This is a genomic window from Diaphorobacter sp. JS3050, from assembly GCF_013154915.1.
In the GTDB taxonomy this organism is placed as follows: Bacteria; Pseudomonadota; Gammaproteobacteria; order Burkholderiales; family Burkholderiaceae_C; genus Diaphorobacter; species Diaphorobacter nitroreducens.
This window is the reverse complement of record NZ_CP053553.1, coordinates 3,115,720-3,138,695: the sequence shown is the minus strand read 5'-3', so window position 1 is coordinate 3,138,695 and position 22,976 is coordinate 3,115,720. Positions and strand designations below refer to the sequence as shown.

Sequence of the window (22,976 nt, the reverse complement as noted above, 5' to 3'; positions counted from 1 at the left end):
GGGGCTGGCGCGGCCCGCCAAGCGCTGGCGGGGCGAAGGCGGCCCCGTCAAATTCGGTCGCGGGTGGTCTGGCGACGGGTCTCTGCGTGGGAGGATGCGAAGTACGCGCGGGCGTCATCGCAGTCCTTGGCGATGCCGGTTGTGAGGGCGCCCAGGCTGTCGTACTTCAGCTCGTCGTGCAGTTTGTGCAGGAGTTCCACGCGCACGATTTTACCGTAGGCCCCCTCGGCCCCCAGGTGAGCGGGCCACTGCAGGCAATGCGTCTCCAGCAGCACGCGCCCGCCGTTCACGTCGCTCGGGTCCAGCGACGGGCGCACGCCCAGGTTGGCCACACCGGGCAGGGGCTCGGCGTCCAGCCCGTGCACCAGTACCGCGAAGATGCCGCTGGCGGCGGGTTTCCAGTGCGCGAAGCGCAGGTTCAGCGTGCGAAAGCCGTCCTGGTGAGGCCCGCTGGCGGCTGAGCGGCCCAGCGACCGGCCCAGCTTGCGTCCATGCACCACGTGGCCAGAGATCGCGTACGGGCGCCCCAGCAGGCGAGTGGCTTCCTCCATGTCGCCGGCGCCCAGGGCGTCGCGCACGGCGGAGCTGGAAACACGCAGCCCGTGCACCTCGTAGCTGTTCATGCGCGCCACCTCGAAGCCGCGCTCGCGGCCGGCGGTGTCCAGCATGGCGTAGTCCCCCGCGCGCTGGGCGCCGAAGCGGAAATCGTCGCCCACCAGCAGGTAGCGCGCACCCAGGCCGCCCACCACCACATCGTCGATGAAGGCCTGGGGTGCCTGGCGTGCCAGCTTTTCGTTGAACGGCAGCACGATGGTCTGCTGCACGCCGCAGCGCGCCAGCTCGGACAGCTTGTCGCGCAGCGTGCCGATGCGCGCGGGCGCGAGATCCGGGCGCTTGTGCACCCCGGCGAAGTAGTCGCGCGGATGCGGCTCGAAGGTCAGCACGCAGCTTTGCACGCCGCGGTGCTGCGCCTCGCTGTTCAGCAGGGCCAGCATGGCCTGGTGGCCGCGGTGCACGCCGTCGAAATTGCCGATGGTGAGGGCGCAGGCCGGTGCCACCTCCGGGTGATGGAAGCCGCGGAAGATCTTCATCGCAGTGCTTTTCTTTTGATAGCGGCTGGCGCAAGTCCATCAAGCGCTTGACGCCAATTTGTCATGAAAAAGAGTATATTGTGCGCTACCGGCTGCGCTGCACAGTGCGACCGGCGAGACATCAACGTTCCGATTCTTGTGTTCCATGGCAGGAGGCGTGTTGTGAAGGTCTTGAAGCTGTCGGCCCAGGGGCTGCCGCAATCCTGGATAACGCTGGAGCAGGCGGTCACGCACTACGCCGCGGGCGAGGTGCGCTGGGAGATCGGCGCGCAGGTCGCGCTGTTTCGCGGTGGCCATAACGCCATCACCGGCGAGCAGTCACAGATCGCGGTGAGCAGCATCATCGGTACGCGTGGCGTGCCGAACATCAACCCCTTCGACCTCTACCCCAGCCTCACCAACGCCAAGCTGTTCGCACGCGACCGCAACGTGTGCGCTTACTGCGGAGGGCATTTCCAGGAACAGGACCTGACCCGCGAGCACATCGTGCCGTTTGCCAGGAACGGCGTGGACCACTGGATGAACGTGGTCACCTCGTGCCGCCCCTGCAACCACCGCAAGGGCCCGCGTACGCCCGAGCAGGCGCATATGCCGCTGCTGTACACGCCTTACGTACCCAGCCTGTGGGAAGACTTCATCCTGCGCAACCGGCGCATCCTGGCTGACCAGATGGAGTTCCTCATGGCCCACGTGCCCAAGTCGTCGCGGCTGTTGAGCTGACGCAGGCAGCATCCGAAAAAACGCGGCCAGGGGCCGCGTTTTGCGTTGAGAACGGGCCCTTAGGGCAATGCTGAACAAGTAACGTCATATCCATCGCACAGCCATTTGAATGCCAAATGGCCCGCAAAGATACTGTGCTTTGCCCCACAGGGCCTGTTTCGGGAGCCTTTGAGCCCCCTTCGGACCCTTACGGGCGCACCTGTCCCTGCAGGCGCCCTCGGGCAAGGTAGATGTTGGCCAGCGCCAAGGCCGTGAACGCACGCGTGGCGTTCTTTTGCAGCCCGCGATAGCGCACCTTGGTGAATCCCCACAGGCGCTTTACCACCGCAAAGACATGCTCGACCCGAGCGCGCACCCGTGACTTGTTGCGGTTCTTGGCCCGCTGAACTTCGTCCACCTCGCCCGCACGGCGGGCGCGCTGGTTGGTGAAGTCCTTGGCCCTGGGGGCTTTGCTCGCTATCAGTGTTTTCTGGCTGGCATAGGCCGAGTCGCCGTACACGCGTCGCTCATTGCCATGCAGCAGATCGGGCAGTGGGTGTTTGTCGTGCACGTTGGCCGCCGTCACCACGGCGCTGTGCGCCAGCCCGCTTTGGCTGTCCACCCCAATGTGCAGCTTCATGCCGAAATACCATTGCTGGCCTTTGCGGGTCTGGTGCATGTCGGGGTCGCGCGCCTTGTCGGCGTTCTTGGTAGAACTGGGTGCGGCGATGATGGTGGCATCCACGATAGTGCCGGTATTGACCTTGAAGCCGCGCTCCTGCAATTGCTGGCCTACCTTGGCAAACAGGGCTTCGCCCAGTTTGTGCTCATGGAGCAGTTTGCGAAACTTCAGCAGCGTGGTGGCATCGGGCACCCGTTCACGACCCAGGTCAATGCCCGCAAAGCGGCGCAGACTGGCACTGTCATAAAGAGCCTCCTCGCACGCCAGATCGGCCAGGTTGAACCAGTGCTGCAGGAAATGGATGCGCAGCATGCGCTCTAGGCCAATGGGCGGGCGGCCGTTGCCTGCCTTGGGGTAGTGCGGCTCTATCACCTGACACAGAGCGGCCCATGGAACTATTGTCTGCATGGTCCGCAAGAACTCTTCGCGTCGGGTGGGTTTGCGCGAATGCTCGAATCCGTTGTCTTGATCTGCGGCCATTGCCAGGGTCTGCTGCTTCATCTGCGGATAACGTTTGACCCCCCTCAACGGTGGACCTTAATCAGCGTTGCCTTAGGCAAACACCCCCGCCGTGTCCTGCATGCGCGCGCCCACCTCGCCCAGGTGGTGCAGCGTGTCGCCCCACGACATCTCCAGCTGCGTGAGTGTCTTGAAGTAGTGGCTGATGATGTACTCGTCCGTCACGCCGATGCCGCCGTGCAACTGCACCGCCTGCTGGCCGACGAAGCGCATGGACTGGCCCAGTTGCACCTTGGCGCGGGCCAGGGCGCGGCGGCGCTCGCCGGCTTCCTCGCCCAGCTTCAGGCTGGCGTAGTAGCTCATGGAGCGCGCCAGTTCCAGCTGCATCTTCATGTCGGCGATGCGGTGGCGCAGCGCCTGGAAGCTGGCGATGGGCACGCCGAACTGCTTGCGCTGGTTCATGTAGTCGGCGGTGATGGCCAGGGTCTGCTCCATGGCGCCCACGGCGTAGGCGCAGGCGCCGGCAATGCCGGTGTCCACGGCCAGCTCCAGCGCGGGCAGGCCGTCGGTGGCGACGAGCGTGGCGGGCGCCTGGGTCAGCGACAGTTCCGCGGCGCGGCTGCCGTCCTGCGTGAGGTAGCCGCGCGTGGCCACGCCGGCGGCGCTGCGTTCCACCAAGAACAGCGCGATGCGGCCGTCCAACTGCGCGGGTACGAGGAAGGCGTCCGCCTGGTCGCCAGCGGGGACTATGCTTTTGATAGCTGTGAGCGCATATCCACCGGGCGCTGCAGCCGCTTTTGCCTCGCAAACATCGAGGCGGTAGCGGGCCTTGCGCTCCTGGTGGGCCAGCACCACCAGGGCTTCGCCGCTGGCGATGCGCGGCAGCCAGGCGGACTGCATGTTGTCGTCGGCGCACTCGCTGAGCACGCGGGCCGCAATGAACGCATGCGCCAGCGGCTCCAGCACGATGCCGCGGCCCAGCTCTTCCATGGCCACCATGGCATCCGCGGCGCCCTGGCCCAGGCCGCCGTGGGCCTCGGGCACGGTGAGGGCCGTGAGGCCCAGTTCGGCCAGCTCGTTGTAAGCGGCGCGGTCAAATCCACCTGCGGCCACGATGGCGCGGCGGCGCTCGAAACTGTAACCCTTGTCCACCCAGCGGCGTACGGCGTCGCGCAGTTGCTGCTGGTCGTCGGAGAAGTTGAAATCCATGGTCTTGTCTCCTTAACCCAGCACGGTCTGAGCGACGATATTGCGTTGCACTTCATTGCTGCCGCCGTAGATGGTGGTCTTGCGCAGGTTGAAGTAGGTGGAGGCGAGCGGGGCGTTGGCGGCCACGCCGCCAGGGAAGTCGCCCTGCCAGCCGGCTTCCATGGCTTCCTCGATGAAGGGCAGGGCGAAGGGGCCGGCGGCCAGCATCATCAGCTCTGCATAGCGCTGCTGGATCTCGCTGCCGCGGATCTTCAGCAGGCCGGCGATGTCCAGCGGGTTCTTGCCGCTCTTTTCCATCGACAGCACGCGCAGCACCAGCATCTCCAGTGCGACGATGTCCACCTCCAGCAGCGCGATCTGGTCGCGAAAGCGCATGTCGTCCCACACGCCCTCGGCCTTGGCGATGCGCTTCAAGCGCTCGAGCTCGCGCTTGGCGCGGTTCACGTCGGCGATGTTGGTGCGCTCATGGCTGAGCAGGTGCTTGGCGTAGGTCCAGCCCTTGTTCTCCTCGCCGATGAGCTGGTCGGCAGGCACCTCGACGTTGTCGAAGAACACCTCGTTGACCTCGCACTCGCCATCCAGCAGTTTGATGGGCCGCACGGTGACGCCGGGCGACTTCATGTCCAGCAGCAGGAAGCTGATGCCCGTCTGCGGCTTGCCTTCCGTGCTGGTGCGCACCAGGTTGAACATCCAGTCGCCGTACTGGCCGAGCGTGGTCCAGGTCTTTTGGCCGTTGACGATGTACTTGTCGCCCACGCGCTCGGCGCGGGTCTTGAGGCTGGCCAGGTCCGAGCCCGAACCCGGCTCGCTGTAGCCCTGGCTCCACCAGACTTCGCCGCTGGCGATGCCGGGCAGGAAGCGTTGCTGCTGCTCCTTGCTGCCAAAGGCCATGATCACGGGCGCCACCATCACCGGCCCGAAGGGCACGATGCGCGGCGCGCCGGCGAGGGCGCATTCCTCTTCGAACAAGTGCTTTTGCACGGCATTCCAGCCGGGTCCGCCGAACTCCCGGGGCCAGCCGTAGCCCAGCCAGCCCTTGGCGCCGAGGATCTTGGCCCAGCGCTGCATGTCGTCCTTGGTCAGGCGCAGGGCGTTGTGCACCTTGTGTGCGATGTCCTGGGGCAGGTGGGTGCGCACCCAGGCGCGAATTTCCTCGCGGAATGCCTGCTCTTCGGGGGTGAATGCAAGGTCCATGTGCTGTCTCCTGTGAAGCCGCCGTTGTAGCACGGGCGTGCTTTTCAGCCCTGTCCGAACCGTGACAGGGGCGGGGTCTTGGCGGTCAGTGCTCGGCCACGCCCAGTTGCTCGCACAGGCGCTGCACGGTGGCGCGCAGCGCGGCCACCTCATCCTCCAGGGCCTGTACGCGCTGCGCCAGTGCGCCGTCTTCCTTGCTGCGTGACGTGGGCGATGCGCTGGCCATCTGGGCGGGGCTGGCATCCACCGGGCCGCACAGCAGGTGGGCCCAGCGCGGCTCGCGCGCGCCCGGCGCCCGTGGCAGCAGCGTGACCAGCGGCCCGCCCTTGTCATCGGAGCGCGACTGCAGCTCGTCCAGGAAGGCCTCGACCGAGGAGATATCGGCAAACCGGTGCCAGCGCTCGGCATTGATGCGCAGCTCGCCCGCGGTTTGCGGGCCGCGCAGCATCAGCAGGCCCAGCAGCGCGGCGGACTGGTCGGGCACGCCCACGCCGCGGGTGAAGTTGTGCTCCCAGCGCGCCACGCGCGCGCCGCCGATCTCCAGCACCAGCGTCTGCTGGCGCAGCTCATCCAGCGCCTGCTGCACCTCGCTCTCGGTGAGTTGCATGACCGGATCGCGGCTGCTCTTTTGGTTGCAGCCGGCCAGCAGGCTGTTGAGGGTGAGGGGATAGCTGTCGGGCACGGTGCGGGACTTTTCCAGCAGCGTGGCAAGCACGCGCGCTTGCGGCGCGGTCAGGGGGCGGGTGCGGGCGTCAAAGGGCATGGGCAGGGGATAATTTCCGGCAAATGAAGAACATCGTGATTTTGATCTCCGGCGGCGGCTCCAACATGGCGGCCCTCGTGCGCACCGCGCAGCAGCAGGACTGGGCGGGCCGCCACGGCATCCGTGTGGCCGCGGTGCTGAGCAACAAGGCCGATGCCAAGGGCCTGGCGCTGGCGCGCGAACAGGGCATTGCCACCCAGGTGCTGGACCACAAGGCCTATCCCTCGCGCGAGGCGTTCGACACCGCGCTGGCCCAGGCCATCGACGCTTACGAGCCGTCCCTGGTGGTGCTTGCTGGCTTCATGCGCATTCTCACCCCGGGGTTCGTGGACCACTTCGCGGGCCGGCTGGTCAACATCCACCCCTCGCTGCTGCCGGCCTTCACGGGCCTGCACACGCACCAGCGCGCCATCGACGCCGGATGCAGGTTCGCCGGCTGCACGGTGCACGAGGTCACGGCAGAACTGGACGTGGGCCCCATCCTGGACCAGGCGGTGGTGCCCGTGCTGCCGGGCGACACGGCCGACGCGCTGGCCGCCCGCGTGCTCACGCAGGAACACCTGATCTATCCACGCGCCGTACTGGCGCATTTGCTTGCAAATTGATAGCTGTTAGCGCTGATGGGGCGTGCGCTGGAGCATGATTTGAATGCAATCTGCCCGGGCGGCACGCTCACAGCGTGCGCGCCACCTGCGCGCCGCCGCCATCCTGCAGCAACGCGCGCGTCTGCCGTGTCTGCGCGGTGTCGGTCGGGTGCACCACCACCGCCCAGCGGCCCTGCTCCAGGGCTTCGCGCACCTCGGTGATCAGCCCCACGTGGTCAGGGCGCATGGTCACCAGGCCGCCGGCCAACAGGCCGAAGGTGGTGCAAAAGCCCACCACGGCGATGAAGGCCAGCAGTGGGCTGCTGGCGATCAGCGGGGTGCCCGAGCGCAGCAGCCACGCGTACAGCAGCAGGCCGACCACGCCGCCCGCGAAACCGGCCACCACGTGGGCGCGGATCATCGTGCGGAAGATGCCACGCTGCTCGGGCTCCAGCGTGCGGCCGAAGTGCTCGGCATGGTCTTCCCGCGCATCCTCCGGCCCCAGCATGCGCACCTGGCCGGGCGCCATACCGGGCAGGCTTTGCAGCCGCGCCACCATCGCCTGCGCGTCGGCGCGGTCGTTGAACACGGCGGCCACCTTGGTCAGCGACCGCTCGCCAAACATTCCCTGCAGCAGATAGTCCATGGAAGGCTCCTTTCCGCGGCGCACGGGGCTCGCCTGCGCACGCCGCCGCTTGTCGTCCTGACTACACCGTAGTGCCCGCCTTTGGGCGCCGACGTAGGACAAGGGAGGGCCGGGGTGCCGGGCCGCGCGCGCAGCCAGTAGGTGGTGTTTGCTATTGAAAGAGGAGCTGCTGCCGCTTGATGGACAGGCGCAAGGGCCGTATTTGGCTTCAATCCTCGGGTGTGCCCGCGCATGCGGCGAAGCGCGGCTGCTCGCGGCCATCGACCACCACCGTCCCGTTGAACATGGCGGCCGGGCGCACCCACAGACCCTGCTCGCCGTACAGCGCGCGGTACAGGGTCATGGGCTCCAGCGTCTCGCTGTGGCGTACCGTGCCGAGCACCTCGTACAGCCCGCCTTTGTAGTGGCGATAGCGGCCGGGGGGTGTGCAAACCAGGGGTGGCAGTTCATCGTTCATGGATAGCATTCGCGGTGGGAAAAATACGCATCACAACGGGAGGGCGGTTGATGGAGAAGGCGGACTTCATACACATGGTGCGCATGAGCGAGATGGCCAGCGCCGACGACAGCCGTGCCTACCGCCGCGGCGTGGCCGCCTTTGCGGCGCTGGGCTACGCCTGGGTGCTGGGCTGCCTGGCGCTGGCCGTGGGCATGCTGGTGTGGGTGGTGCCCCAACTCCTCCACGGCAAGTTCCGCTTCGCCTGGGTATGGATTGTGATGGCCGCGTGCGGCCTGTTATGGCTGAGCCTGCGTGCGCTGTGGGTGCCGCGCAGCCCGCCCCAGGGCGTACAGATCACCGCGCGTGAGGCGCCGGCACTGTTCGATGCGCTGGAGCGCATCCGCCGCAAGATCAAGGGGCCGCCCATCCACGAGGTGTATCTGGACGACGACTTCAACGCCAGCATCCGCCAGGAGGCACGCTGGGGCATGCTGGGCGGTGCGCGCAATCAGCTCACCGTCGGTCTGCCGCTGCTCATGGCGCTGGACAAAAAGCGCCTGCTGGCGGTGCTGGCCCACGAGTACGGCCACCTGCGTGGCGACCACGGGCGCTTTGCGGCCTGGATCTACCGCACCCGCCTGAGCTGGCACCGCCTGCACGAGGGCATGCAGGACGATGCCGGCCCCATGGCCGTGGCCACGCGGGCGTTCCTGGACTGGTACTGGCCGCGCTTTGCCGCCAAGACCTTCGCCCTGGCCCGCCAGGACGAATACGAGGCCGACCGCATCGCCGCGCGCCTGCTGGGCCAGGATGAGGTGGCCGCCGCGCTCACCGAGGTCGAGATCAAGGGCGCCTGGCTGGGCGAGCAGTTCTGGCGCCAGCACTGGCAGGGCGCGCTGTCCCAGCCGTTGCCCGCCGGGCCCTACGGCGCCCTGCAGCGCCTGCTGGCACTGCCGCCGGAGCCGGCCTTCGCCCAGACGGCGCTGCGCGAAGCGGTACGGCGCCTGAGCGGCGTGGACGACACCCATCCCGTGCTGCGCGACCGGGTGGAGGCGCTCACGGGTGGGCGCCCCACGCTGCCGCCGTGGTCGCAGCGCGGGGCGCTGTCGCTGCTGGGGGCGCAGGCGCGCGGCTGGCTGGCGCACTTCGATGACCAGTGGTGCAAGGCCAACGCCACGGTGTGGAAGCAGCACCACGCCCGCCTGCAGCGGGCGCAGGAGCGCGTGCGCACCCTGCAGTCCACCCAGGCCGGCAACAGCGCCACCGAGACCGTGGAGCTGGCGCGGTTGATGCGCCGGCTGGACCCGCAGGCCGCCGTGCAGCCGCTGTACGAGCGCGTGCTGGCGCGCGAACCCGCCCATGTGGGTGCGCTGCTCGGGCTGGCCGACAGTCTGCCGCCACAGGACGTGGCAGGGCGCCTGCGCTGTTGCAAGGCATTGTGGGACGGCAGTCCCACCCATCGCTGGGGTGCGGCCCGGGGCGCGGTGCAGGCGCTGGAGCAGCGTGCCGATGCCGGTGGGGACTATGACGCCGAGGCCCTCAAGCGCTGGCGCGAGCGCGTGCGCCAGGCGGAGGAGGTGGAGGATGCCGCCCTGGAGGAGCTGTACGACACGCCCTTCTTCCAGCGCGTGACGCGCCACGATCTGAGCGCGTTCGAGCTCGGCGAGCTGCAGGCCGAATTGGCCCTGCACCGCGCGGTGGCGCGCGCCTGGCTGGTGTGCAAGCAACTGCGCGCCATGCCCCAGCGGCGCACCTACCTGCTGTTCGTGCAATTGCACGGTCTGGATGCGCAGGCGCGCTATGCCCTGTGCCGCCGTCTGGAGAGCGAGCTGGAACTGCCGGGACAGGTGCTGGTGCTCGCGGCCGGTGACGCGGCGGCGCTGGAGGACATCGAGCGCCAGGCGTTTGAGCCCGTGCACGCCGGGCCCGGAGGGGCTTGAGGCGGCGGCGGATGATGCGGGCGCGAGATGGGACAATCACGCCATGCATCCCAAAGCCCTTGTGGACGCCTGCGCGGAACTCGTCAGGCTGGTCCTTACTTTTGAACACCCGGCCGACGCCGTGGTCTCGCGCTACTTCCGCGAGCACCGCGGCCTGGGCCCGCGCGAGCGCGCCACGCTGGCCGAAACCGTCTACAACGTCCTGCGCAAGAAGCTGTTGTTCGAGCAGCTCGCGCGCTCGGGCGCGGGCCCCAAGGAGCGGCGCCTGGCCATCCTGGGCTTTCACGGCCCGCGCGACTTCGTCAAGAGCGCACTGACCGAGCAGGAAAAGTCCTGGCTGGACCAGTGCGACGCCGTGCGTCCTGAAGACCTGCTGGCGCCGCACCGCCACAACCTGCCCGAATGGCTGGTGGCGCCGCTCAAGGAGCAGCTGGGCGAGAGCGGCTTCTGGGCCCTGGCCGACAGCCTGGCGCAGCCGGCGCCATTGGACCTGCGCGTCAATGCCTTGAAGGAAAAACGCGACCAGGTGCAGAAGGAGCTTGCGCAAGCAGCTATCAAATCGGTAGTGACACCTTACTCTCCCTGGGGACTGCGCATCGCCGGCAAGCCTGCGCTCACCAAGCTGGACGCGTTCACGCGCGGCGCTATCGAGGTGCAGGACGAGGGCTCGCAGTTGCTCGCGCTGCTGCTGGACGCCAAGCGCGGCGAGATGGTGGTGGACTTCTGCGCCGGTGCCGGCGGCAAGACGCTGGCCATCGGCGCGGCCATGCGCAGCACGGGGCGGCTGTACGCCTTCGACGTGTCGGCCCACCGGCTGGAGGCGCTCAAGCCCCGCCTGGCGCGCTCGGGCCTGTCCAACGTGCACCCCGCGGCCATCGCCCACGAGCGCGACGAGCGCGTCAAACGTCTGGCCGGCAAGATCGACCGCGTGCTGGTGGACGCCCCCTGTTCGGGCCTGGGCACGCTGCGCCGCAACCCCGACCTGAAGTGGCGCCAATCGCCCGAGGCGCTGCGGGAGCTGGCCGGCAAGCAGACCGCCATCCTGGAAAGCGCGGCGCGCCTGGTCAAACCTGGCGGGCGGCTGGTCTATGCCACGTGCAGCGTGCTGCCGCAGGAAAACGAGGCCATCGCCGAAGCCTTCGGCGCGGCGCATGCCGATTTCGAGCCGCAGGACGCCGGCGCGCTGCTCACGCAGCTGAAGGTGCCCGATGCCGCACGCCTGTGCCATGGCGGCGCCAGCGGTACTGGATATCTGCGGCTGTGGCCTCATCTGCACCAGACGGACGGTTTCTTCGCTGCCGTCTGGACCCGGCGCGCGTAACTTTCCTACGCGCTGGCACGCAACGCGAAGCCATCCTGGCGGCCGGGCATGTTCCGGTCCGCGGAGACGGCGTCCGACAATGTGGAACGCCGCCGGCTGCGCGGCGGTATTGGATAGTGGATCGAGGTTTGTATGTTGTTTGATGGCGCCGCGTGGAATACCGCGCTCGACTGGCTGGCGCATGGCGTGTGGGACCTGGCCTGGTGGCAGATCGTGCTCTACACCCTGGCCACCACTCACATCACGATCGCGGCGGTGACGATCTTCCTGCACCGCTCGCAGGCGCACCGTGCGCTGGACCTGGGGCCTGTGCCTGCGCATTTCTTCCGTTTCTGGCTGTGGCTGGGCACGGGCATGGTCACCAAGGAATGGGTGGCCATCCACCGCAAGCACCACGCCAAGTGCGAGACGCCCGACGACCCCCACAGCCCGCAGACGCGCGGCCTGCGCACCGTGATGTGGCGCGGGGCCGAGCTGTACCGTGCCGAGGCGGCCAACGCCGAGACGCTGAAGAAGTTCGGCCATGGCACGCCGGACGACTGGATGGAGCGCAACGTCTACAGCCGCTTCACCTGGCAGGGCGTGGGGCTGATGCTGGTCATCAACCTGGTGCTGTTCGGCGCCGTGGGCGCCGCCGTGTGGGCCGTGCAGATGGCGTGGATCCCGTTCTGGGCCGCGGGCGTGGTCAACGGCGTGGGCCACTATTGGGGTTACCGCAACTTCGAGGCGCAGGACGCCTCCACCAACCTCGTGCCCTGGGGCCTTGTGATTGGCGGTGAAGAACTGCACAACAACCACCACACCTATCCGACGGCCGCGAAGTTCTCGGTCAAGCCGTACGAGTTCGACGTGGGGTGGCTCTACATCAGCGCGTTGCAGCGCCTGGGCTGGGCCAAGGTCAAGAAGGTGCCGCCCAAGCTGCGCCTGGGCGCCGTGAAGCCGGTGGCCGACGAAAAGACGCTGGAGGCGCTCATCGCCAACCGCTACGAGGTCATGGCTGGCTATGCACGCGGCGTGCGCCAGGCCTGCAAGGACGAGATCGCCGCGCTCAAGGCGCGCAAGGCCGACGTGTCGGCCCTCAAGCGCGCCAAGCGCTGGCTGCACCGCGACGCCGAGAAGGTCCCTGCGCAGGCACAGCCGACGCTGGCCGAAGTGCGTGCGGCGCACCCCGTACTCGACAAGATGGTCACCATGCGCGAGGAGCTGCGCCAGCTCTGGCTCAACACCTCGCAGTCGCGCGATCAGCTGACCGCAGACCTGCAAGCCTGGTGCCAGCGGGCCGAGGCCAGCGGCATCGCGGCGCTCAAGGAGTTTTCGCTGAAGCTGCGGGCAGCCCACGCCTGAGCGACGCGGCGGCTGGCTCTTCTGACCGCAGTACCGCGGCGACCCGAAAGGGTGCCGCGGTTTTTTATGCCCACGCTGGACATGAAAAAAGCCGCCGGGCGCAACGCCGGGCGGCTTTTTGACAGGAGCCGGGCCGAATTACTTCAGCTTGGCTTCCTTGTACTCGACGTGCTTGCGAGCCTTGGGGTCGAACTTGATGATCGACATCTTCTCAGGCATCGTCTTCTTGTTCTTGGTGGTGGTGTAGAAGTGACCGGTTTCGGCCGTGGACACCAGCTTGATCTTTTCGCGTCCGCCTTTGGAAGCCATGGTTGTTCTCCTTGAGGAAATTAGGCTTGGCCACGGGCACGCATGTCTGCGAGCACGGAGTCGATACCGTTCTTGTCGATCAGGCGCAGAGCGGCGCTGGACACGCGCAGGCGCACCCAACGGTTCTCGCTTTCCACCCAGAAACGGCGGTACTGCAGGTTGGGCAGGAAACGGCGCTTGGTCTTGTTGTTGGCGTGGGAGACGTTGTTTCCCACCATGGGCTTCTTGCCCGTTACTTCACATACGCGTGCCATCAGGACACTCCGATAGTTGCAACGGCTGCCGGCGCTGAAGTCCCGCGAGAGCAGGAGCGTGCCGGTCAGCCTCACCTCGCCAGTTTGAACGGGTGGCGGTAACCCGGTCGCCGCAGCCTTTGCGCTGCAATTTGCAGGCGCAGGATTTGGCAAAGCCGCGCATTATAGCCCGAATATCAAAAAGCCCCTGCATGCCGAAACCTGCAGGAGCCGGGTGGGCAGGGCTTAGTGCGTTATTCCTGTTGTTCCAGGAAGCGCTGCGCGTCCAGCGCGGCCATGCAGCCCGTGCCGGCGCTGGTGATGGCCTGGCGGTACACATGGTCCTGCACGTCGCCGGCGGCGAACACGCCCGGCACGCTGGTCTGCGTGGCAAAGCCCTTGAGGCCGCCCTGGGTCACGATGTAGCCGTTTTCCATCGCCAGTTGGCCCTGGAAGATGTCGGTGTTGGGCGCATGGCCGATGGCGATGAAGCAGCCTTGCAGCGCGATGTCCTCGGTGTGGCCGTCTTCGGTGTGCTTGAGGCGGATGCCGGTCACGCCGGTGGCGTCGCCCAGCACCTCGTCCAGCGTGAAGAAGGTCTTGAGCTCGATCTTGCCGGCCGCCACCTTCTCCATGAGCTTGTCGATCAGGATGGGCTCGGCGCGGAACTTGTCGCGGCGGTGTACCAGCGTCACCTTGCGGGCGATGTTGGACAGGTACAGCGCTTCCTCCACGGCGGTGTTGCCGCCGCCGACCACGCACACGTCCTGTTCGCGATAGAAGAAGCCGTCGCAGGTGGCGCAGGCGGACACGCCCCTGCCCATGAAGGCTTCCTCGGAGGGCAGGCCCAGGTACTTGGCCGATGCACCCGTGGCGATGATGAGCGAGTCGCAGGTGTAGGTGCCACTATCGCCCGTAAGGGTGAAGGGGCGCTTGGACAGGTCCACCTGGCTGATGTGGTCGAACACGATCTGCGTCTTGAAGCGCTCGGCATGTTCCTGGAAGCGCTGCATCAGCTCGGGGCCCTGCACGCCGTGCACGTCGGCGGGCCAGTTGTCCACCTCGGTCGTGGTCATGAGCTGGCCGCCCTGGGCCAGGCCCGTGATGAGCACGGGGTTGAGGTTGGCGCGCGCGGCGTACACCGCGGCGGTGTAGCCCGCCGGGCCGGAGCCGAGGATCATGACTTTGGCGTGTTGGGTAGTGGACATGGCTGAAAAGTAAGGTTTTGTTATGCCGGGCGACCGGCGTGCCCCGTAAGAACCTGGGGCCGGGCCCCCAGTATCAACCGGTCCGCGCGGGCGCCTGCGGTCGGGTTTTCAATCGCGGCCATTGTAAGAAGCCATGAATAACACGGCCGGGGCGGGCGTATCGGCCTTTGCGCTGGCGCAGCGCGGTGACAAAAAGGCGCGCAGCCGGCAGGCCTGGGGCGGGCTGCCGCACGCAGCGCACGGCGCACAGACGCGTCGTCGGCATGGGGTAAGCTTGCGCGCTCTTATCCCATGACGTACTCCCTCAACACCCTGAACGCTTCTTCCTCCAGCAAGTCGGCGCCACGCACCGGCGCGGCGCGCTTCGGCCATGAGATCGGCCTGGTGCTGGGCCTGCTGGGCCTGGTGTTCTGGCTGCTGGCCCTCGTGAGCTATTCCGCGCAGGATGCGGCCTGGTCCACATCGGGTGCGGGCAATGGACAGCCACTGTCCAATTGGGTGGGCAGGCTCGGGGCGTGGCTCGCCGACGGCAGCTACTTCGTGCTGGGCTTTTCCGTCTGGTGGTGCGTCGCCGCGGGCGTGCGCGCCTGGTTTGCGTCGCTGGCGCGCTGGATGCGCGGCGATGGCGCCGCAGGCCACGCGCCGTGGCAGCGCCGCGGCGTATTCTGGGGCGGCCTGGCGCTGCTGCTGTGCGCCAGCACGGCACTGGAATGGTCGCGGCTGTACCGGTTCGAAGCCCTGCTGCCCGGCCATGCGGGCGGCATGCTGGGCTATATGACGGGGCCGCTGGCCGTGCGCTGGCTCGGGTTCACGGGCTCGGGGCTGGCCGGCGTGGTGGTGGTCGTGCTGGGCGCGGCGCTGGTGTTCCGTTTCTCCTGGGGGCATCTGGCCGAGCGCCTGGGTGGGCGCATCGATGCGCTGGTGCAGCGCGGCCGGGCGCGGCGCGAGAAGGCCAAGGACGTGGCCGTGGGGCGGCGCGCCGCGCGCGAGCGCGAGGAAGTGGTGCAGGAAGAGCGCCACGAGATTGAGGTGCAGCACCCGCAGCCTGTCACCATCATCGAGCCCGTGCTGTCCGATGTGGTGCAGAGCACCCGCGTGGTGAAGGAGCGCCAGAAACCCCTGTTCAGCGAGATGCCCGACAGCAACCTGCCGCAGGTGGACCTGCTGGACGCCGCGCAGGCGCGCCAGGAGACCGTGTCGCCCGAGACGCTGGAGATGACCAGCCGCCTGATCGAGAAGAAGCTCAAGGACTTCGGCGTGGACGTCACCGTGGTGGCCGCCATGCCCGGCCCGGTGATCACGCGCTACGAGATCGAGCCCGCCACGGGCGTGAAGGGCTCGCAGATCGTGAACCTGGCCAAGGACCTGGCGCGTTCGCTGTCGCTGGTGTCCATCCGCGTGATCGAGACCATTCCTGGCAAGAACTTCATGGCGCTGGAACTGCCCAACGCCAAACGCCAGACCATCCGCCTGTCGGAGATTCTGGGCTCGCAGGTCTACCACGACGCCAAGAGCCTGCTGACCATGGGCCTGGGCAAGGACATCGTGGGCGCGCCCGTGGTGGCGGACCTGGCCAAGATGCCGCACGTGCTGGTGGCGGGCACGACGGGCTCGGGCAAGTCGGTGGGGATCAACGCCATGATCCTGTCGCTGCTCTACAAGGCCGAGGCGCGCGACGTGCGCCTGCTGATGATCGACCCCAAGATGCTGGAAATGTCGGTCTACGAGGGCATTCCGCACCTGCTCGCGCCGGTGGTCACCGACATGAAGCAGGCCGCCCACGGGCTGAACTGGTGCGTGGCCGAAATGGAGCGCCGCTACAAGCTCATGAGCAAGCTGGGCGTGCGCAACCTCGCGGGCTACAACACGAAAATAGACGACGCCAAGGCGCGCGAGGAGCACATCCCCAACCCCTTCAGCCTCACACCGGAGAGCCCGGAGCCGCTGGAGCGGCTGCCGCACATCGTGGTGGTGATCGACGAGCTGGCCGACCTGATGATGGTCGTGGGCAAGAAGATCGAGGAGCTCATCGCCCGCCTGGCGCAGAAGGCGCGCGCTGCCGGCATCCACCTGATCCTGGCCACGCAGCGCCCCAGCGTGGACGTGATCACCGGCCTGATCAAGGCCAACATCCCCACGCGTATCGCTTTCCAGGTCAGCAGCAAGATCGACAGCCGCACCATCCTGGACCAGATGGGCGCCGAGGCCTTGCTGGGCATGGGCGACATGCTCTACATGGCCAGCGGCACGGGCCTGCCCATCCGCGTGCACGGCGCCTTTGTCTCCGATGACGAGGTGCACCGTGTCGTCAGCTACTTGAAGGAACAAGGGGAGCCGGACTACATCGAAGGGGTGTTGGAAGGCGGTACCGTCGAGGGCGACGACAGCGGCTTCGGCTTTGGCGACAGCGAAGGCGGCGGCGAGAAGGACCCCATGTACGACCAGGCCGTGGAGGTGGTGCTGAAAGACCGCAAGGCCAGCATCTCCTACGTGCAGCGCAAGCTGCGCATTGGCTACAACCGCTCCGCGCGCCTGCTCGAAGACATGGAGAAGGCCGGCCTGGTGAGCGCACTCACCGCCAGCGGCCAGCGCGAGGTGCTGGTGCCCGCGCGCAGCGAGTAAAGCTGCCTGGGCACGCTCCCTGGCCCGCTGTCCACGCAACCGCTTGCATGGAGAAATGGTGTTGAAGAAAGTATTTGCTGCGATTTTGATAGCTGCTGGCGCTGGTTGCGCCTGGGCTGACGGCCTGAAAAGCCTTGAAACCTTCATGAAGTCCGCCCAGAGCGGCCGGTCCGAGTTCACGCAGACCGTGACCTCGCCGCCCAAGGACGGCCAGGCGGGCCGCACCAAGACCTCCAGCGGCAGTTTTGAATTCCAGCGTCCAGGGCGCTTCAAATTCCATTACCGCAAGCCGTTCGAGCAGCTCATCGTGGCCGATGGGCAGACCCTGTGGCTGTACGACGCTGACTTGAACCAGGTGACCCAGCGCACGCAATCCAAGGCGCTGGGCAGCACGCCCGCGGCGCTGCTCGCGTCCGCGCCCGACCTGGCGGCGCTGCGCGCCGACTTCGCGCTGGAGTCGGCGCCCGAGCAGGACGGCCTGCAGTGGGTGCTGGCTACGCCCAAGGCCAAGGACGGCCAGCTCAAGAGCGTGCGCGTGGGCTTCGCGGGGGAGCAACTGGCGGCGCTGGACATCCTGGACAGCTTTGGGCAGCGCTCGCTGATCCGCTTCACCGGCATGCAGCTCAACCCGGCGCTGCCGGCAGGCACCTTCCAGTTCAAGCCGCCTGCGGGGGCGGATGTGCTCTCGCAGTAGGTGCTTCTGTTTCGATAGCTGCTAGCGCTTATAGGGTAAGCGCTAGAGCCATGTTTTGCTCTAAACCGCCAGCACGGTCGCCACGCGTGCCCGCACCAGCGGCAGCAACTCGGACTCGAACCACGGGTGGCGCTTGAGCCAACCGTTGTTGCGCGGGCTGGGGTGCGGCAGGGCCAGGACGGGCGCATCTGGCAGTGCGCAGGTGCTGCGCACGGTTTCCCCCAGCGGCCGGCCACGGCAGGCGGCCAGATGCCAGGCCAGCGCGTATTGGCCCACGGCCACGGTCAGCGCGATGTTCGGCAGCCGTGCCAGCAGCGGCACGCGCCACGCGGGGGCGCATTCGGGGCGGGGCGGTGCATCGCCCGAGGCGCCACGGCCCGGATAGCAAAAGCCCATCGGCACGATGGCCACTCGCGCCGGGTCATAGAAAGTCTCGCGTGTCAGCCCCAGCCACGTGCGCAGGCGCTCGCCGCTCGCGTCATCGAAGGGGATGCCCGAGGCATGCACCTTGCGCCCCGGTGCCTGCCCCACGATCAGCAGGCGCGCGCGTGCATCGGCCTGCAGCACGGGACGCGGGCCCAGCGGCAGGAAGGGGGCGCAGATCGTGCAGGCGCGCACGCGGCGCAGCAGCGCGTCCAGCGGCTCGTTGGGGGGCACTTCGACGCTCGGCGCTTTGGCCCGCGGCATTTCGACACGCGGCATTTCGACGCGCGGCAGGTCGTTGCCCGGCAATGCGTTGCGCGGCAATGCGTTGCGCGGCAATGCGTTGCGCGGCAATGTGTTGCCCGGTGGCTTCGCCATCAGTCTGCGATGCGTGCGCCGGCTTCGGACAGCAGCGCGCGCAACACCGAGCGGTGGCAGCGCGCCTCGTCTTCGCAGTAGCAACCCACCGAGAAATTGTTGTGCTGCGACAGCGCGGCCAGCAGCGCGATGGTGTGGCGGTTCTCCGGCGTGGCCATCTCCTGGCGGAACTGCTGGGTGAAGGCCGCCCATTCCTTGGGCGTCTGCGCGGCCTGGGCGAGCTTGACGGTCTCGGGGCTGGGCGAGAGGTTGGGGTACCACACGTCATACCAGTCCTGCGCCGCGAACTGTTCCTTGGGCACGCCGCGCGGCGGGCGGCGCACGGTGCCGATGCGCGTGCCTTCATCGCGTGCGCGGGGAGTGCCGAGGCGGACGATGCGGATGGGCATGGTGGGTACAGATACGGGCGACAGGAAGAGCTAACACCTGAACTCAGCCGCGCTGCACAGTGGCGGCAACGCATGCTAGCGTAGCGCATGCACGCGACTGCTGCCACGAACCAACGTCTAACACTCGCGGCAAGCCACGCCGGATCGAGAAGCACGGAGGGCAGCCGCAAGGGGAGTTTGCCGGCGTCGGCTTGTCCAGTTGGTCAGGCAGCCCCAGTCATGCCAATTGTTAATGTGGAAGACACCCGCCACCGGACGTGCCGACACCTGACCTGAGGCTGGCCAAGGCCGATGGTCAGCGGGCAAGCGCGTCTCAGGCGGCAGCGGGCGTGGCGATGAAGCCGTGCTTGCGCAGCATTTTGATCCAGCGCGGCGCGTTGCGCTGAACGTTCAGCGCCTCGTAATCGACCTCCTTGTCCTGGTAGTGGCTGCCGTTGCTGAGCATGGCGTAGATGGTGCGCAGCATCTTGTGGGCCAGCGCCACCACTGACTTCTTGTGACCCTTTCGGATGGTCAGCGCGTCGAACTTGGCCTTGAGTGCGCAGCGCGTTCGTGCTGCAGCCTGGGCGAACTCGCACAGCAGCCTTCTGACCCAGGCGTTGCCCTTGCGGATGCGCCCGGTTTTGCGCTTGCCCGCGCTCTCGTTGTTGCCTGGGCAGATGCCCACCCAACTGGCCAGGCGCTCTGCACTGCCAAACACGCTCATGTCCGCACCAATCTCCACCAGCAGCATGGCCGCCCCTGCTCGTCGATGCCCGGCAGGGTCTGCAGCAGCCTGAGCTGTGGCTGCCAGGGTTGCAGGCCCTGCAGCAGGTACTGGTCCATGCGGGCGATGCGCTGCTCGATCTGCTCAATGTGCTGCACGATCTCCTGGGCCACAAAGCGGTGCACTGCGCTGAACTGCTCGGTGCTCAGGGCCTCGCACAGTTAATGTGGAAGACACCCGCCACCGGACGTGCCGACACCTGACCTGAGGCTGGCCAAGGCCGATGGTCAGCGGGCAAGCGCGTCTCAGGCGGCAGCGGGCGTGGCGATGAAGCCGTGCTTGCGCAGCATTTTGATCCAGCGCGGCGCGTTGCGCTGAACGTTCAGCGCCTCGTAATCGACCTCCTTGTCCTGGTAGTGGCTGCCGTTGCTGAGCATGGCGTAGATGGTGCGCAGCATCTTGTGGGCCAGCGCCACCACTGACTTCTTGTGACCCTTTCGGATGGTCAGCGCGTCGAACTTGGCCTTGAGTGCGCAGCGCGTTCGTGCTGCAGCCTGGGCGAACTCGCACAGCAGCCTTCTGACCCAGGCGTTGCCCTTGCGGATGCGCCCGGTTTTGCGCTTGCCCGCGCTCTCGTTGTTGCCTGGGCAGATGCCCACCCAACTGGCCAGGCGCTCTGCACTGCCAAACACGCTCATGTCCGCACCAATCTCCACCAGCAGCATGGCCGCCCCTGCTCGTCGATGCCCGGCAGGGTCTGCAGCAGCCTGAGCTGTGGCTGCCAGGGTTGCAGGCCCTGCAGCAGGTACTGGTCCATGCGGGCGATGCGCTGCTCGATCTGCTCAATGTGCTGCACGATCTCCTGGGCCACAAAGCGGTGCACTGCGCTGAACTGCTCGGTGCTCAGGGCCTCGCACAGTTCTTGCCTGCTCGCTCGCAGCCGCCCCTTGTGGTTCAGCACCTCGTGCATGGGCTGTCCCTCGATCAGGGCTTTGACCATGGCACGCGCGCTCTGTCCGTGGATGTCGGCCACCAGCACGTTGATGCGAATGCCCGCGTCCACCAGCACCTTGTGCAGCCGGTTCTTCTCGGCGCTGCACATGCCCACCAGCTTTTGCCGCTGGCGCGCTACCAGGCGAAGCTGGCGCATCTGCACCGGTGGAATGAACGAGGCGCGCAGCAAACCCGCACGCGCCAGCGTGGCCAGCCACTGTGCATCGGCCATGTCGGTCTTGCGACCGGGCACAGCCTTGACATGCCGCGCGTTGACCACCCAAGCAATAAGGCCCACCGCCTCCAGCGCCGCAAACGGGCTTTTCCAATACACCCCTGTGCTCTCCATCACCACGACCTCAGGGGCCATCTCCAGCGCCCACTGCGCCAAGGCGCGGCGGTCGCGTTTGAAGGCGCCGAAGTCTCGCTTGGTGACCTCTACCCGGCCATCGTCATGTTCGACAACGGCGCAGGCCGTGATCTTGGCCTGGTGAACGTCCAGCGCAATGACGCGCTTGTGCATCGGGGTCAAATCCATTGCGGCTCTCCTGCAGCTTGAATGACAATCACAAGCGTGCGGACCAGCCAAGGTGCCGCCGACCAACGGCCTGCCGGGCAAGCCCGGCGGCTCTCTTTAATGTGGGCTGTCAGGCGCGCTCTGACCCGGCTGGGTCTGGGCAACGCCCGCAGGCAATCCTGGGTACGAGTGGTCGGCAGCGGGTCAAGTTAGCGATCGCGGTCGAGTGCCATCAAAGAATTGACCGACCTCTACCCGCGCTGGCCCGCACGCCCCCAGTGTCTTCCATCATCCAGGGTGAACCGCAAGGGTCATGACAGTTAGGCAGGGGTGCGGAGTGGAAGGTTTTTGATATGCACATTGCTTGAAATTTTAGTGTTGCACTTCATAGCTCAATCTGCGCCGGGGTTTGGTTTGTGATGCCTAGTTTTCAAGTTCGAACTTGGCCCACGTTTCCGCAAGCCTTGACTTCAGGGTCTGCTGCCGTTGCTCGTATACGAACTTTGGCTCCTGTGTGCCAGGTAGGAGCCCCTCCAAGGCAGTAACAAATGCGACGTGGTAGTTCTTTAACGCCTCCTTGGCCGCTGGCTTCCGGATTGTCCTTAGCGCCTTGTTAAAGCTTGTCTTTGCTTCCGTCTTCCCCTTGCTGATGCAGCCCTGTACGTCACTACTGTTGTCTTGTGGTCGATAGAGGTCTCCGCGTGCCAAAGCTAAGCTCAATGTGGCTTCACACATTATTTGGTGATAGTACGTAGATCCTTGGTAGGCCTCGAGAGGAGTGCGATTGTCTTTCTCTTGCGCGCCAACGAATTGAAAAGCGGAGAGAAGTGCCAAGGTAATAAGAGCATGACGCATAAAGTTCGTATCCTTTCGAAATTATTTGCGAGTCGTGAAGCCTAACGGACTAGGTAAGCGGGCCGCCGAAGGCGGATCCGCTTGACCGCCGGGTTAGAGCCTACCGTGGCCAAGAATTTTCTCCCTAGCCTTAAAAAATTCTTCACGGGAAATCTCTTGCGCGCTACGCATAGCCTGCAGCTCTTTTAGCGCATCTTTTGTCTCCTGCTCAGCTATGTGAACAGCTTCCCAAGGTGCATAGCCACAGCCCGCAGCATCAGCAATATCTGCGGAGCTATAGCCACGATCATGCATTTCGTGAAGAAAATCCCAATCGCTCATTTTTATTTCCTTTCTCTAACTTCAAGCTCAGAGGCGCTGTGCTGCTTTATCGCACAGCGTCCCTTGGAGCGCAGTGTTAAGTAAACAGCTCCATGAAGTCGGCGCTGGCAGTACGGCGCAAAACCAGTGTTTTCAAAAACCTGTTAATAACCACAGGCTGCAACGATTCCAGCATTAGAAGCGTCATTGATATGCGGGTATTTGCTACTCGTGTTGTAAATTGTTGCCGCTGAGGTTCCTGCAACAAATCGCTTATATCCCACATAGCCACCATAGCCGTTTTTGGCATTAATCTCGCCGCATACAACCTTACCGCCATCAAAATCGGCTATTCGTAGATTCTGGAATTTAGCGCTATCAGGATCCTTCAGGCCTTTCTTTGCAGCGTCTTGAGAGGCTGCGATAGCCTTTTCTTGGCCATTCTTTTCAAGGAAAAGACGCATTTCTGTTGCATACCCTCGCGCCTCGTTCATGGAAATAGTCCGAAGGTTTTGTATTGGATTTTGATAAACACCACCAGGTGATGCGCATCCAGTCAGTGCAATAGCAATAGAAATGGGCACAAGAAATTTCAAAGTCATGTTTATCTCCAATGATAGATGGTTGCTCAAGATGCTTGCTGCCTAACGTTGACCGAAAGGCTAGCGCGTACTGTCAAGAGTTTCGCTAGCCTGTGACAATACGAGAAGCCATGAAATCGGTGTAAATCTTTTTCACTAGCTGTTGTGCTTTAGTTACTTGTTCTGGCGTTAAATCTTCCGGATAGTTGTAGAAAAACTGAACGGAACCATCTTCAATTACTTCCGAATGCGTGAACTCAACACCCTTGATGTAATCCGTATCAGCTCGGAGATTTTCATTCATCTTTGCGACGTCTGCTTCGGCTGCTGGATTGATTCTGATGAAATGCTTGGAGTTAGACATGTGTGAATCTTTCGAACTGTGATTTAAGAGTAA

General features: G+C 65.7%; 23 protein-coding genes and 2 pseudogenes. 7 read left to right on the top strand and 18 right to left on the bottom strand.

The features are described 5' to 3' along the window. Positions 1–47 precede the first annotated feature (47 nt). Positions 48–1,091 carry a bifunctional riboflavin kinase/FAD synthetase gene (locus tag HND92_RS15050; RefSeq protein ID WP_011806508.1) on the bottom strand — a complete coding sequence of 348 codons (1,044 nt, stop codon included), beginning with the start codon at positions 1,089–1,091 and terminating at the stop codon, positions 48–50. Positions 1,092–1,253: 162 nt separating this feature from the next. Here HND92_RS15050 and HND92_RS15045 point away from each other — a divergent pair, with 162 nt between their 5' ends. Further along, positions 1,254–1,811 (top strand): HNH endonuclease, encoded by a 558-nt coding sequence (locus HND92_RS15045; RefSeq protein ID WP_011806507.1) that lies wholly within the window; start codon positions 1,254–1,256, stop codon positions 1,809–1,811. A gap of 187 nt (positions 1,812–1,998) precedes the next feature. Here the strand turns inward: HND92_RS15045 and HND92_RS15040 are convergent, their stop codons facing one another. The 4 genes from HND92_RS15040 to HND92_RS15025 form a co-directional block, all read right to left on the bottom strand. Next, positions 1,999–2,973: an IS5 family transposase gene (locus HND92_RS15040; RefSeq protein WP_172208134.1), complete on the bottom strand. Its 975-nt coding sequence runs from the start codon at positions 2,971–2,973 to the stop codon at positions 1,999–2,001. Between the two features lie 51 nt (positions 2,974–3,024). Further along, positions 3,025–4,140 (bottom strand): acyl-CoA dehydrogenase family protein, encoded by a 1,116-nt coding sequence (locus tag HND92_RS15035; protein WP_172208132.1) that lies wholly within the window; start codon positions 4,138–4,140, stop codon positions 3,025–3,027. Positions 4,141–4,152: 12 nt separating this feature from the next. Next, positions 4,153–5,334 carry an acyl-CoA dehydrogenase family protein gene (locus HND92_RS15030; protein ID WP_015914057.1) on the bottom strand — a complete coding sequence of 394 codons (1,182 nt, stop codon included), beginning with the start codon at positions 5,332–5,334 and terminating at the stop codon, positions 4,153–4,155. Between the two features lie 85 nt (positions 5,335–5,419). Next, complete coding sequence (locus HND92_RS15025; RefSeq protein WP_172208130.1) at positions 5,420–6,097, bottom strand: YceH family protein; 678 nt, start codon at positions 6,095–6,097, stop codon at positions 5,420–5,422. A gap of 23 nt (positions 6,098–6,120) precedes the next feature. Between HND92_RS15025 and purN the strand changes: the two genes are divergently transcribed. After that, positions 6,121–6,702: a phosphoribosylglycinamide formyltransferase gene (gene purN / locus HND92_RS15020; protein WP_172208128.1), complete on the top strand. Its 582-nt coding sequence runs from the start codon at positions 6,121–6,123 to the stop codon at positions 6,700–6,702. 67 nt (positions 6,703–6,769) lie between these two features. On the opposite strand, the gene HND92_RS15015 is transcribed toward purN, so the two are convergent. Together HND92_RS15015 and HND92_RS15010 are read right to left on the bottom strand one after the other, a co-directional pair. Continuing rightward, positions 6,770–7,327, bottom strand: coding sequence for a hypothetical protein (locus tag HND92_RS15015; RefSeq protein ID WP_172208126.1), 558 nt, complete (start codon positions 7,325–7,327; stop codon positions 6,770–6,772). A gap of 208 nt (positions 7,328–7,535) precedes the next feature. Further along, positions 7,536–7,784: a DUF1653 domain-containing protein gene (locus HND92_RS15010; RefSeq protein ID WP_041836404.1), complete on the bottom strand. Its 249-nt coding sequence runs from the start codon at positions 7,782–7,784 to the stop codon at positions 7,536–7,538. A gap of 50 nt (positions 7,785–7,834) precedes the next feature. Here HND92_RS15010 and HND92_RS15005 point away from each other — a divergent pair, with 50 nt between their 5' ends. The 3 genes from HND92_RS15005 (at position 7,835) to HND92_RS14995 (ending at position 12,371) form a co-directional block, all read left to right on the top strand. Next, entirely contained in the window at positions 7,835–9,706 is a 1,872-nt protein-coding gene (locus tag HND92_RS15005; RefSeq protein WP_172208124.1) for a M48 family metallopeptidase, read from the top strand. 43 nt (positions 9,707–9,749) lie between these two features. Further along, positions 9,750–11,027 (top strand): RsmB/NOP family class I SAM-dependent RNA methyltransferase, encoded by a 1,278-nt coding sequence (locus tag HND92_RS15000; protein ID WP_015914051.1) that lies wholly within the window; start codon positions 9,750–9,752, stop codon positions 11,025–11,027. A gap of 132 nt (positions 11,028–11,159) precedes the next feature. Next, positions 11,160–12,371, top strand: coding sequence for a fatty acid desaturase (locus HND92_RS14995; RefSeq protein WP_011806496.1), 1,212 nt, complete (start codon positions 11,160–11,162; stop codon positions 12,369–12,371). Between the two features lie 138 nt (positions 12,372–12,509). Here the strand turns inward: HND92_RS14995 and rpmG are convergent, their stop codons facing one another. The 3 genes from rpmG to trxB form a co-directional block, all read right to left on the bottom strand. Beyond that, a complete protein-coding gene (gene rpmG / locus HND92_RS14990) occupies positions 12,510–12,680 on the bottom strand; it encodes a 50S ribosomal protein L33 (RefSeq protein ID WP_011806495.1) in 171 nt (56 codons plus the stop codon). Between the two features lie 20 nt (positions 12,681–12,700). Next, on the bottom strand, positions 12,701–12,934 hold the full coding sequence (gene rpmB, locus HND92_RS14985) for a 50S ribosomal protein L28 (protein ID WP_003058229.1): 234 nt from the start codon (positions 12,932–12,934) through the stop codon (positions 12,701–12,703). Between the two features lie 233 nt (positions 12,935–13,167). Further along, entirely contained in the window at positions 13,168–14,121 is a 954-nt protein-coding gene (trxB, locus tag HND92_RS14980) for a thioredoxin-disulfide reductase (protein WP_172208122.1), read from the bottom strand. Between the two features lie 291 nt (positions 14,122–14,412). Between trxB and HND92_RS14975 the strand changes: the two genes are divergently transcribed. Beyond that, entirely contained in the window at positions 14,413–16,743 is a 2,331-nt protein-coding gene (locus HND92_RS14975) for a DNA translocase FtsK (protein WP_015914048.1), read from the top strand. A gap of 55 nt (positions 16,744–16,798) precedes the next feature. Then, positions 16,799–17,437 carry an outer membrane lipoprotein chaperone LolA gene (gene lolA / locus HND92_RS14970; protein WP_371814789.1) on the top strand — a complete coding sequence of 213 codons (639 nt, stop codon included), beginning with the start codon at positions 16,799–16,801 and terminating at the stop codon, positions 17,435–17,437. Positions 17,438–17,497: 60 nt separating this feature from the next. Here the strand turns inward: lolA and HND92_RS14965 are convergent, their stop codons facing one another. The 8 genes and pseudogenes from HND92_RS14965 to HND92_RS14935 all read right to left on the bottom strand — a co-directional run bounded on the left by HND92_RS14965 (position 17,498) and on the right by HND92_RS14935 (position 22,943). Next, positions 17,498–18,139, bottom strand: coding sequence for a uracil-DNA glycosylase family protein (locus HND92_RS14965; protein ID WP_371814898.1), 642 nt, complete (start codon positions 18,137–18,139; stop codon positions 17,498–17,500). A gap of 98 nt (positions 18,140–18,237) precedes the next feature. Further along, positions 18,238–18,627 (bottom strand): DUF488 domain-containing protein, encoded by a 390-nt coding sequence (locus HND92_RS14960; protein ID WP_135147904.1) that lies wholly within the window; start codon positions 18,625–18,627, stop codon positions 18,238–18,240. Between the two features lie 313 nt (positions 18,628–18,940). After that, positions 18,941–19,554, bottom strand: a pseudogene (locus tag HND92_RS14955) (IS110-like element ISAisp4 family transposase); the annotation flags it as partial. 84 nt (positions 19,555–19,638) lie between these two features. Next, positions 19,639–20,864: pseudogene (locus tag HND92_RS14950) on the bottom strand (IS110-like element ISAisp4 family transposase). Between the two features lie 875 nt (positions 20,865–21,739). Beyond that, positions 21,740–21,811, bottom strand: a complete 72-nt coding sequence (locus tag HND92_RS19615) for a DUF1010 domain-containing protein (RefSeq protein ID WP_371814897.1) — start codon at positions 21,809–21,811, stop codon at positions 21,740–21,742. Then, positions 21,792–22,019 (bottom strand): hypothetical protein, encoded by a 228-nt coding sequence (locus HND92_RS14945; protein ID WP_172204916.1) that lies wholly within the window; start codon positions 22,017–22,019, stop codon positions 21,792–21,794. The genes HND92_RS19615 and HND92_RS14945 overlap by 20 nt, the downstream gene beginning before the upstream one ends. Positions 22,020–22,162: 143 nt before the next feature. Beyond that, complete coding sequence (locus HND92_RS14940; protein ID WP_172208116.1) at positions 22,163–22,600, bottom strand: hypothetical protein; 438 nt, start codon at positions 22,598–22,600, stop codon at positions 22,163–22,165. An 85-nt stretch (positions 22,601–22,685) separates the two neighbouring features. Then, positions 22,686–22,943 (bottom strand): hypothetical protein, encoded by a 258-nt coding sequence (locus HND92_RS14935; RefSeq protein WP_172208114.1) that lies wholly within the window; start codon positions 22,941–22,943, stop codon positions 22,686–22,688. Positions 22,944–22,976: the final 33 nt, after the last annotated feature.

Bases quoted from the DNA above. Each gene is read 5' to 3' on its own strand.
- HND92_RS15050 (WP_011806508.1), bottom strand. From the start codon at position 1,091: ATGAAGATCTTCCGCGGCTTCCATCACCCGGAGGTGGCACCGGCCTGC.
- HND92_RS15040 (WP_172208134.1), bottom strand. From the start codon at position 2,973: ATGAAGCAGCAGACCCTGGCAATGGCCGCAGATCAAGACAACGGATTC.
- HND92_RS15035 (WP_172208132.1), bottom strand. From the start codon at position 4,140: ATGGATTTCAACTTCTCCGACGACCAGCAGCAACTGCGCGACGCCGTA.
- HND92_RS15030 (WP_015914057.1), bottom strand. From the start codon at position 5,334: ATGGACCTTGCATTCACCCCCGAAGAGCAGGCATTCCGCGAGGAAATT.
- HND92_RS15025 (WP_172208130.1), bottom strand. From the start codon at position 6,097: ATGCCCTTTGACGCCCGCACCCGCCCCCTGACCGCGCCGCAAGCGCGC.
- purN (WP_172208128.1), top strand. From the start codon at position 6,121: ATGAAGAACATCGTGATTTTGATCTCCGGCGGCGGCTCCAACATGGCG.
- HND92_RS15015 (WP_172208126.1), bottom strand. From the start codon at position 7,327: ATGGACTATCTGCTGCAGGGAATGTTTGGCGAGCGGTCGCTGACCAAG.
- HND92_RS15010 (WP_041836404.1), bottom strand. From the start codon at position 7,784: ATGAACGATGAACTGCCACCCCTGGTTTGCACACCCCCCGGCCGCTAT.
- HND92_RS15005 (WP_172208124.1), top strand. From the start codon at position 7,835: ATGGAGAAGGCGGACTTCATACACATGGTGCGCATGAGCGAGATGGCC.
- HND92_RS15000 (WP_015914051.1), top strand. From the start codon at position 9,750: ATGCATCCCAAAGCCCTTGTGGACGCCTGCGCGGAACTCGTCAGGCTG.
- HND92_RS14995 (WP_011806496.1), top strand. From the start codon at position 11,160: ATGTTGTTTGATGGCGCCGCGTGGAATACCGCGCTCGACTGGCTGGCG.
- rpmG (WP_011806495.1), bottom strand. From the start codon at position 12,680: ATGGCTTCCAAAGGCGGACGCGAAAAGATCAAGCTGGTGTCCACGGCC.
- rpmB (WP_003058229.1), bottom strand. From the start codon at position 12,934: ATGGCACGCGTATGTGAAGTAACGGGCAAGAAGCCCATGGTGGGAAAC.
- trxB (WP_172208122.1), bottom strand. From the start codon at position 14,121: ATGTCCACTACCCAACACGCCAAAGTCATGATCCTCGGCTCCGGCCCG.
- HND92_RS14975 (WP_015914048.1), top strand. From the start codon at position 14,413: ATGACGTACTCCCTCAACACCCTGAACGCTTCTTCCTCCAGCAAGTCG.
- lolA (WP_371814789.1), top strand. From the start codon at position 16,799: ATGGTGTTGAAGAAAGTATTTGCTGCGATTTTGATAGCTGCTGGCGCT.
- HND92_RS14965 (WP_371814898.1), bottom strand. From the start codon at position 18,139: ATGCCGCGTGTCGAAATGCCGCGGGCCAAAGCGCCGAGCGTCGAAGTG.
- HND92_RS14960 (WP_135147904.1), bottom strand. From the start codon at position 18,627: ATGCCCATCCGCATCGTCCGCCTCGGCACTCCCCGCGCACGCGATGAA.
- HND92_RS14945 (WP_172204916.1), bottom strand. From the start codon at position 22,019: ATGAGCGATTGGGATTTTCTTCACGAAATGCATGATCGTGGCTATAGC.
- HND92_RS14940 (WP_172208116.1), bottom strand. From the start codon at position 22,600: ATGACTTTGAAATTTCTTGTGCCCATTTCTATTGCTATTGCACTGACT.
- HND92_RS14935 (WP_172208114.1), bottom strand. From the start codon at position 22,943: ATGTCTAACTCCAAGCATTTCATCAGAATCAATCCAGCAGCCGAAGCA.